The following is a 9,807-nucleotide window of genomic DNA, read 5'->3' as shown; positions in this document are numbered from 1 at the left end:
GCGGTGAGGCCGTTGCTGGCGCCGTCCTGGTTCACCGCGCTGCCCCTGATGAGGCCGAGGATGCGCCGCCCGTTGCGCCGCGCGTCGGAGAGCCGCTCCAGAACGACCAGGCCGAGGCCGTCGGAGAAGCCGGTGCCGTCGGCCGAGGCCGCGTACGCACGGCAGCGTCCGTCCACCGACAGACCGCGCTGCCTGCTGAACTCCCGCAGCATGAACGGGCCGGGCATGAGGGCCACGCCGCCGGCGAGGGCGAGCGAGCACTCACCGGCGCGCAGCGCCTGGGCGGCGAGGTGCAGGGCGACGGCGGAGGAGGAGCAGGCGGTGTCGACGGACACCGCCGGGCCCTCCAGACCGAACAGGTAGGAGATACGGCCCGAGGAGACGCTGGCCGAGCCACCGGTCAGCTGGAAGCCCTCCACCTGGGGCAGGCTGCCTTCCGGCGCCAGGCTGTAGTCGGTGACGCCCAGGCCGCAGTAGACGCCGGTGTCGCTGCCGCGCAGCGAGGTCGGGTCGATGCCCGCGTGCTCGAACGCCTCCCAGGACGCCTCCAGCAGCAGACGCTGCTGCGGGTCCATGGCCAGCGCCTCACGCGGGCTGATCCCGAAGAACTCGGCGTCGAAGTCCCCGATGCCGTCCACGAATCCGCCGCCGCGGGCGTAGACCTTGCCGGTCTGGTCGGGGTCGGGGTCGTAGAGCCGCTCCAGGTCCCAGCCGCGGTCGGTGGGAAGCCCGGTGATGGCGTCACGCCCCGAGGCCACGAGGTCCCACAGCTCCTCGGGCGTCGTGACACCGCCGGGGTAGCGACAGCTGATGCCGACGATCGCCAGCGGTTCGGTCGCCCGGGCCTCGACCTCTTCAAGCTGAGCCCTGGTCTCGTTGAGTTCGACCGCGACCTTCTTGAGGTAGCGGACGAGCTTTTCCTGCTGATCGTCCTGCTGATCGATGTTGTCCGTCATTCCTGTTTCCCCCGTCACGCGTCACCCAGCTCGACATCGATCATTTGGAAGATTTCCTCGGCTGTGGTGGCCGCTTCGATCCGCTCCCGGGCGCTCTGCTTCTTCTCGCCCTGGGCGCCGTCCCCTGCACCAGCGGCGCTGATGCCGGACAGCAAGGTGCGCAGGCGCTTGGCCACCCGCTGCTGCTCCTCCGCGGAACTCGCGGCGAGCATGTCCTCGAGCTTCCTCACCTCCTGGTCGATGAGGGGCTCGGCCGGTTCCCCGCCGCCGATCTCCGACAGCAGCAGCTCCGCGACGGCGGCCGGCGTGGGGTGGTCGAACACGAGCGTGGCGGGCAGGCGCACACCCGTGGCCTGCGTGAGCCGGTTACGCAGCTCCACCGCGCTGAGCGAATCGAAACCGAGGTCCTTGAACGCCCGTTCCGCCTCGATCGACGCGGCGGAGGCGTGGCCGAGTACGGCTGCGACCTGCGCCTGCACCAGCTCCAGCACAATCCGCTCGCGGTCCTCCTCCGGCACCCCGGCCAGCCGCTGCACCAGCGCACCCGCACTCGCCTCACCCGCACGGCCCGGCATCCTGACCAGCCCGCGCAGCAGAGGCGGCAGCATCCCCGCCCGCGCCTGCGCACGCAGCGCGGTCGTCTCCAGCAGGACCGGGGCCACGACCGACGCCTCCACATCCAGCGCCTGGTCGAACAGGCCCAAGCCGGTCTCGGCAGTCAGCGCACTCATGCCCATCCGCTCCAGACGGGCCAGTTCACCCTCCCCGAGCTGGGCCGCCATGCCCGCGGCCTCCGACCACACACCCCACGCCAGGGAGGTGCCGGGCAGTCCCGCCGCCCGGCGGGACGCGGCCAGCGCGTCCAACGCGGCGTTCGCAGCCGCGTAGTTGCCCTGCCCCGGGCTGCCCATCAGAGCCGCCACGGACGAGAACAGCACGAACGCCGACAGGTCACGGTCGGCCGTCAGCTCGTGCAGATGCCAGGCCGCGTCCACCTTCGGGCGCATGACCCGCTCGATCTGCTCGGCCGACATCGACTCGATCACACCGTCGTCGAGCACACCCGCCGCGTGCACGACCGCGGTCAGCGAGTGCTCCAACGCACCGAGTACGGCGGCCAGTTGCGCCCGGTCCGACACGTCACAGGCAGCCACGCGGGCCTCACAGCCCACTTCCGCCAGCTCCGCCACCAGCTCGGCGGCACCCTCGGCCGCCGGACCACGCCGGCTGAGCAGCAGCAGATGACGCACACCGTGCGCGGTCGCCAGGTGACGGGCGAAGAGCCCGCCCAGGCCACCCGTACCGCCGGTGATCAGCACGGTGCCGTCCGCGTCGAACGCGGTCATCGACTCCCCGGCCGACGCCCTGGCCAGCCTCGGTGCCAGCACCCGCCCCTCGCGGACCGCGAGTTGCGGTTCGTCGGCGTCGAGCACCGCACCCCAGGCCGGCTCCTCGCCGTCCAGGTCCACCAGGAGGAACCGGTCCGGATGCTCGGACTGCGCGCTGCGCAGCAGACCCCAGACCGCGGCCTGGGCCAGGTCGGGCGTCTCGTCCCCCACGGCGACTGCCCCCCGGGTGGTGACGACCAGCCGGGACTCACCCAGCCACTCACTCGCCAGCCACCGCTGCACCAGAACCAGCGCCTCGCCGACGGCGGCCCGGGTTGCCTCGGCCGGGTCACCGGCCGGGGTGCCGATCGAGGCGAACACCGCCTCCGGCGCCGAGCCGCCCTCGGTGACGGCGGTCTCCAGCGCGGCCAGTTCGGACAGGTCGGCCGCATCGCCGAGCACCGCGACCCGCAGGGGCCGGCTGGCGCCCAGGGTCACCGGCGCCCAGCCCAGCTGGTACGCCGACTGACCGCCGCCGCGCCGCAGCCGCTCCAGCTGCGCCGGGTCGACCGGACGCATGTCCAGCCGCTCCAGGCTCAGCACCGGCTCACCTTGCTCCGACACCACGTCGATCCGCAGGGCGGAGTCGCCGGCGGACGAGATCCGCACGCGTACCCGGGACAGACCGGCGCGGCCGCCGCTCACCCTCGACCACGAGAACGGCAGGATCGTGGCACCGTCGTCCGAGCCCTTCTCAGCGAAGGCACCGTGCAGGGAGGCGTCGAACAGCGCCGGGTGAAGACCGAAGCCCTCTCCCCCGGTGTCGCCCGGCAGAGCCACCTCCGCGAACACCACGTCGTCGGCACGCCATGCCGTACGCACGCCCTGGAACACCGGCCCGTAGTCGAAGCCGAGCTCCGCCATGCCCGCGTACAGCGCCTCGCCGGTCATCTCCACACCACTCGCGGGCGGCCACTCCTGCGGCACCCACGCCTGGGCGGTCTCCTCCGCGGACAGCCAGCCACGCGCATGGCAGGTCATCTCGCCCTGCTCGTCGTCGTCACCGGCCTCGGGCCGGGCGAAGATCACCACCTCGCGGCGGCCGTCCTCGCCCGCAGCCCCCACGGTGACCCGCAGCTGGGCGGTCGTCCCCTCCTCCAGCAGGAGCGGCGCCTCCATCACCAGCTCGTCCACGACCGGGGTGCCCACACGGCGACCCGCGGCCAGCGCCAGCTCCACCCACGCCGTACCGGGCACGATCGTCACGCCCAGCACGACGTGGTCACGCACCCACGGCTGCGAGTCGGTGGAGAAACGGCCCGTGAAGACCCACTCGTCGCGGTCGCCGACCTGGACGGCCGCCGCCAGCACCGGGTGCTCCACCCGGTCCAGACCGGCCGCTCCGACGTCACCGCTCTGCGCCGACGGCATGAGCCAGAAGTTCTCGCGCTGGAAGGCGTACGTCGGCAGGTCGACGCGCCGGGCGCCCGTTCCGGCGTACACCGCCTCCCAGTCCACGTCGACACCGGCGGCGTGCGCCTGGCCCAGCGACAGCCAGAAGCGGGGCAGTCCGCCCTGGTTCCGGCGAAGGGAGCCGATGACGGCCACCCGGGCCGCCGCGCCCACTGCCTCGACGGTGTCCTCGACCGCCATCGTCAGCACGGAGTGGGGCGACATCTCCAGGAAGCAGCCGGTGCCTTTGTCGACGAGTGCGCGGATGGCCGGTTCGAAGCCGACCTGGCCACGCAGGTTCCGGTACCAGTACCCGGCATCCATCGCGGCGGTGTCGATGAAGTCGCCGACCGCGGTGGAGTACACGGGGACCTGACCTGCCGTCGGTTCCACTGGGGCGAGCGCCTCCAGCAACTCCGCCTCGACCGCCTCGACATGCGCGGTGTGCGACGCGTAGTCCACGTTCACGCGCCGCGCCCGGATGCCATCGCGCTCACAGACCGCCTGCACCTCGTCCAGCGCATCCGCATCACCGGCGACGACCACGGCCGAGGGGCCGTTCACCGCCGCGACCCACACACGACCCACGAACGCAGCGATCAGCTCACCGGCCTGCTCGGCACTCAGCGCGACCGACATCATCCCGCCCCCACCCGCCAGACGGTCACGGACCAGCTGGCTGCGCACCGCCACGATCCGCGCCGCATCCCGCAGCGACAGCCCACCCGCCACATACGCGGCGGCGATCTCGCCCTGCGAGTGACCCACCACCGCGGACGGCTCCACACCATAGGACCGCCACAGCGCCGCCAGGCTCACCATCACCGCGAACAGAGCCGGCTGCACGACATCGACCCGCTCCAGCGACGGCGCACCCGCGGCTCCCCGCAGCACGTCCTCCAAACGCCAGTCCACGAACTCGGCCAGGACCTCACCGCACGCCGCGATCTCCGCGGCGAACACCGGCGAGGCATCCAGCAATTCGACCGCCATGCCCTCCCACTGCGCACCCTGACCCGGGAACACGAACACCGGCTTCACACCCGAGCCGACGACCTGCCCCTCCACCACGTTCACCGCGGGGGCGGCGGAGGCCAGGGCGTCCAGGCCCGCCAGCAGTTCCTCGCGGTCCGTGGCGACCACGGCCGCACGCTGCTCCAGCAGCGCGCGCGTGGTGGCGGAGGAGAGGCCGATGTCCGCGACGGACACGGACGGATCGGCGGCCAGACGCTCCCGCAGTCGCCGCGCCTGCGCCCGCAGGGCGGCCTCGCCACGCGCCGACACCAGGACGGGCAGCGGGCCGGCCGGAGTCTCGGGCTCGGTCCGCTCGTCCGCGGCCGGGGCCTCCTCGACGATGATGTGCGCGTTCGTGCCGCTCACGCCGAAGGACGAGACAGCGGCACGGCGAGGACGCCCCTCGGTCCGCCATTCGCGGCCCTCGGTCAGCAGCCGGACCTCGCCCGACTCCCAGTCCACATGCGGCGACGGCTCGTCCACGTGCAGGGTCGGCGGCAGCACACCGTGCCGCATCGCCATCACCATCTTGATCACGCCGGCGACACCCGCCGCAGCGGACGTATGACCGATGTTCGACTTGATCGAGCCCAGCCACAGCGGCTCGCCATCCCGCTCACGGCCGTACGTCGCCAGCAGCGCCTGCGCCTCGATCGGGTCACCCAGCCTGGTGCCCGTCCCGTGGCCCTCGACGGCGTTGATCTCCGCGGGTGACAGGCCCGCGTTGGCCAGGGCCTGCCGGATGACGCGCTCCTGGGAGGGGCCGTTGGGGGCGGTGATGCCGTTGCTGGCGCCGTCCTGGTTGATGGCGCTGCCGCGCAGCACGGCAAGGATCTTGTGGCCCTTGCGCTGGGCCTCGGACAGTCGCTCGACGACGAGCGCGCCGACACCGTCGGAGAAGCCGGTGCCGTCGGCCGAGGCGGCGTACGCACGGCACCGCCCGTCCGTCGACAGACCGCGCTGCCTGCTGAACTCCGTGAGCAGGAACGGCCCGGACATGATCGTCACGCCGCCGATGAGCGCCATCTCGCACTCGCCGGCCCGCAGGGCATGGGACGCGAAGTGCAGGGCCACGGCCGAGGAGGAGCAGGCCGTGTCCACGGACACCGCCGGACCCTCCAGGCCGAGGATGTAGGCGATACGGCCGGACACCACGCTGGTGCTGGAGCCGGTGAGGCGGAAGCCCTCCACCTGGGACGCGGATCCGGACACACCGTAGTCGGAGGAGCTGACACCGCAGAAGACACCGATGTTGCTCCCCTTGAGGGAGGTCGGATCGATGCCCGCGTACTCGAACGCCTCCCACGACGCCTCCAGCAGCAGACGCTGCTGCGGGTCCATCGCGGTCGCCTCACGCGGGCTGATCCCGAAGAAGCCCGCGTCGAACAGGCCGGCGCCCTCGACGAAACCGCCACCGCGCGCGTACACCTTTCCGACCTGGTCGGGGTCGGGGTCGTAGAGCCGCTTCAGGTCCCAGCCGCGGTCGGTCGGGAAGGGCCCGATGGCGTCCCGCCCGGAGGCCACCAGCTCCCACAGTTGCTCCGGGGTGGTCACCCCACCTGGGTAGCGGCAGCTCATGCCGACGATCGCCAGGGGCTCGCCCGCGTCCGCCTGCCGTGTCCGCGCCACACCTGGACCGGCGTTCGTGGTCTGCGTGCCCGTGGTCACCTGGGACCTCAGGTAGCGCGCCACGGACGCCGGGGAGGGGTGGTCGAAGACTAGCGTGGCGGGCAGGCGCACACCCGTGGCCTGCGTCAGCCGGTTACGCAGCTCCACCGCGCTGAGCGAGTCGAAGCCGAGCTCCTTGAAGGCACGCTCCGGGTCGACCGTGGCCGCCGAGGCATGGCCGAGCACAGACGCCGCCTGCGCCCGCACCAGCTCGAGGACGATCCGCTCGCGGTCCGCCTCGGACGCCCCGGCCAGCCGCTGGGCCAGCGCACCGGTACCCGTCTCACCCGCCCGGCCCGGGATCCTGACCAGCCCGCGCAGCAGCGGCGGCAGCATCCCGGCCCGGGCCTGCGCACGCAGCGCGCCGGTCTCCAGCTGTGCCGGAACGACCACGGCCACGTCCATACCGAGAGCCTGATCGAACAGGCCGACGCCGGTCTCGGCGGTGAGCGCGCTCAGGCCCATCCACTCCAGGCGGGCCAGTTCGGCCTGCCCGAGCTGGGCCGCCATGCCCGTAGCGTCCGACCACACACCCCACGCGAGTGAGGTGCCGGGCAGCCCGGCCGCCCGGCGGGACGCGGCCAGCGCGTCGAGCGCGGCGTTGGCGGCTGCGTAGTTCGCCTGGCCGGGGCTGCCCATGAGGGCGGCCATGGAGGAGAACAGCACGAACGCGGACAGGTCGCTGTCGGCGGTCAGCTCGTGCAGATGCCGGGCGGCATCCAGCTTCGGCCGCATGACGCCCTCGATCTGCTCGGGCGTGAGCGATTCGATCACGCCGTCGTCGAGTACGCCCGCCGTGTGGATGACTCCGTTCAGCGGGTGTTCCAACGCATCGAGTACGGCGGTCAGTTGCGCCCGGTCGGACACGTCGCACGCGGCGATGCGGGTCTCGCAGCCCACTTCCGCCAGCTCCGCCACCAGCTCGGCGGCGCCTTCGGCCTCGGGGCCGCGCCGGCTGAGCAGCAGCAGATGACGTACGCCGTGCGCGGTCGCGAGATGCCGGGCGAAGAGCGCGCCCAGGCCACCGGTGCCACCGGTGATCAGTACGGTGCCGTCAGCGTCGAACGCGGTCACCGACTCCCCGGCCGACGCCTTGGCCAGCCTCGGTGCCAGCACCCGGCCGCCGCGGACGGCGAGTTGCGGTTCGTCGGCGTCGAGCAGCGCACCCCACGCCGGCTCGTCACCATCCAGGTCGAGATCGGTCAGCAGGAACCGGTCCGGGTGCTCGGACTGCGCGCTGCGCAGCAGACCCCACACCGCGGCCTGGGCCAGGTCGGGCGTCTCGTCACCGACAGCGACCGCCCCGCGGGTGGTGACGACCAGCCGGGACTCACCCAGCCACTCGCTCGCCAGCCACCGCTGCACCAGGGCCAGTGCCCCGGTCGCAGCGGCCGTGGCCTCCTCGGCGCCGATAGCCGCGAGCACCAGCTCCGGCAGCGGAGCGCCGTCCGCCACGGCCTGTTCCAGCGCGGACAGGTCCTCGAACGACTCGCCCTCGGCGGCAACACCTGCGCCGAGCACCGCGACACGCACGGGCCGGCTAGCGCCCAGGGTCACCGGCGCCCAGCCCAGCTGGTACGCCGACTGCCCGCCACCGCGCCGCAGCCGCTCCAGCTGCGCCGGGTCGACCGGACGCATGTCCAGCCGCTCCAGGCTCAGCACCGGCTCACCCTGCTCGGAGACGACATCCACGCGCAGGGCCGAGTCACCGGCGGGCGAGATCCGCACCCGCACCCGGGACAGCCCTGTGCGGCCCGCGCTCACCTTCGACCACGAAAACGGCAGGATCGTCGCACCGTCGCCCGAGCCACGCTCAGCGAAGGCACCGTGCAGGGAGGCGTCGAACAGCGCCGGGTGGAATCCGAAGTTCTCGCCGCCCGAGTCACCGGGCAACGCCACCTCCGCGAACACCTCGTCGTCGACACGCCAGGCCGTACGCACGCCCTGGAACACCGGCCCGTAGTCGAAGCCGAGCTCCGCCATGCCCGCGTACAGCGCCTCGCCGGTCATCTCCACGGCCTGAGAGGGCGGCCACTCCTGCGGCACCCACGCCTGGACCGTCTCCTCCGCGGCCAGCCAGCCACGCGCGTGGCACGTCGTCTCGCCCTCATCGTCGTCATCGGCCTCGGGCCGGGCGAAGATCACCACTTCACGGCGGCCGTCCTCGCCGGCCGTACCGACCGTGACCCGCAGCTGGGCGGTCGTCCCCTCCTCCAGCAGGAGCGGCGCCTCCATCACCAGCTCGTCCACCACCGGCGCACCCACACGGCGACCCGCGGCCAGCGCCAGCTCCACCCACGCCGTACCGGGCACGACCACCGAACCGAGCACGACGTGATCCCGCACCCACGGCTGGCTGTCCATGGACAGCCGACCGGTGAACAACCACTCGTCGCGGTCGCCGAGGTGTACGGCCGCCGCCAGGACCGCGTGGTCAATCCGGTCGAGGCCCGCCGCCGTGACATCACCCTGCGCCGACGGCGTCAGCCAGTAGTTCTGGCGCTGGAAGGCGTAGGTGGGCAGCTCGACGCGCTGGGCGCCGGTACCGGCGTAGAACGCCTCCCAGTCGACGCCGACACCGGCGGTGTGCACGTGTCCGAGGAACCGGGCGAAGGTCTCCCGCTCGTCCTGCTTGCCTCGAAGGGCGGGCACGAACGCCGCCTCGGTGTCGTCTTCCACGCACTGGCGGGCCATCGCCGTCAGCACCGCGTCCGGGCCCAGCTCCAGGAACCGGCGCACGCCCAGGTCCCACAGCGTGCGCACCCCGTCGGCGAAGCGGACGGCCCGGCGGACGTGGCGCACCCAGTACTCGGCGTCGAACGCCGACACCAGCTCACCCGAGACGTTCGAGACCACCGGGATACGCGGCTCCGCGTACGTCAGCCGCTCCGCGACCGCCCGGAACTCCGCCAGCATCGGCTCCATACGCGGCGAGTGGAAGGCGTGCGAGACACGAAGCCGGGTCGTCTTACGGCCCTCCCAGCACGGCAGCCACTCCGCCACTGCGTCCTCGTCACCCGAAACCACCACCGCGAACGGGCCGTTGACGGCGGCGATCTCCAGACGGCCCTCCAACCCTTCGAGAGACGCAGCGACCTCCGCTTCGCCGGCCTGCACCGCGACCATCGCCCCACCCGCAGGCAGGGCACCCATCAACCGGCCACGGGCCACCACGAGTTCGACTGCGTCCGCCAGGGACAGCACACCCGCCACATGCGCGGCCGCGATCTCACCGACCGAGTGCCCGATCAGATAGTCCGGGCGAATCCCCAGCGACTCGGCCAGCCGGAACAAGGCGACCTCGATGGCGAACAGCGCCACCTGCGTGAACTCCGTCGAGTTCAGCACCTCACCCTCAGCCGCCAGCAGCCCCCGCAGCGAACGACCAA

The 9,807-nt window shown here is 72.6% G+C and carries 2 protein-coding genes; both read right to left on the bottom strand.

Going from position 1 to position 9,807, the window contains the following annotated elements:
• The coding region (locus ACFZDC_RS41635) for a beta-ketoacyl synthase N-terminal-like domain-containing protein (RefSeq protein ID WP_391332279.1) at nt 1-956 on the bottom strand (956 nt) is incomplete at its 3' end.
• A 14-nt stretch (nt 957-970) separates the two neighbouring features.
• The gene (locus ACFZDC_RS41630; RefSeq protein WP_391332281.1) at nt 971-9,784 is read right to left on the bottom strand and encodes an SDR family NAD(P)-dependent oxidoreductase; all 8,814 of its coding nucleotides are present in this window, start codon (nt 9,782-9,784) and stop codon (nt 971-973) included.
• Between the last annotated feature and the right edge of the window lie 23 nt (nt 9,785-9,807).

It is taken from the genome of Streptomyces sp. NPDC007905 (assembly GCF_042959345.1).
In the GTDB taxonomy this organism is placed as follows: Bacteria; Actinomycetota; Actinomycetes; order Streptomycetales; family Streptomycetaceae; genus Streptomyces.
The sequence above is the reverse complement of the archived record's forward strand: the minus strand, read 5'-3'. Positions and strand labels throughout refer to the sequence as shown.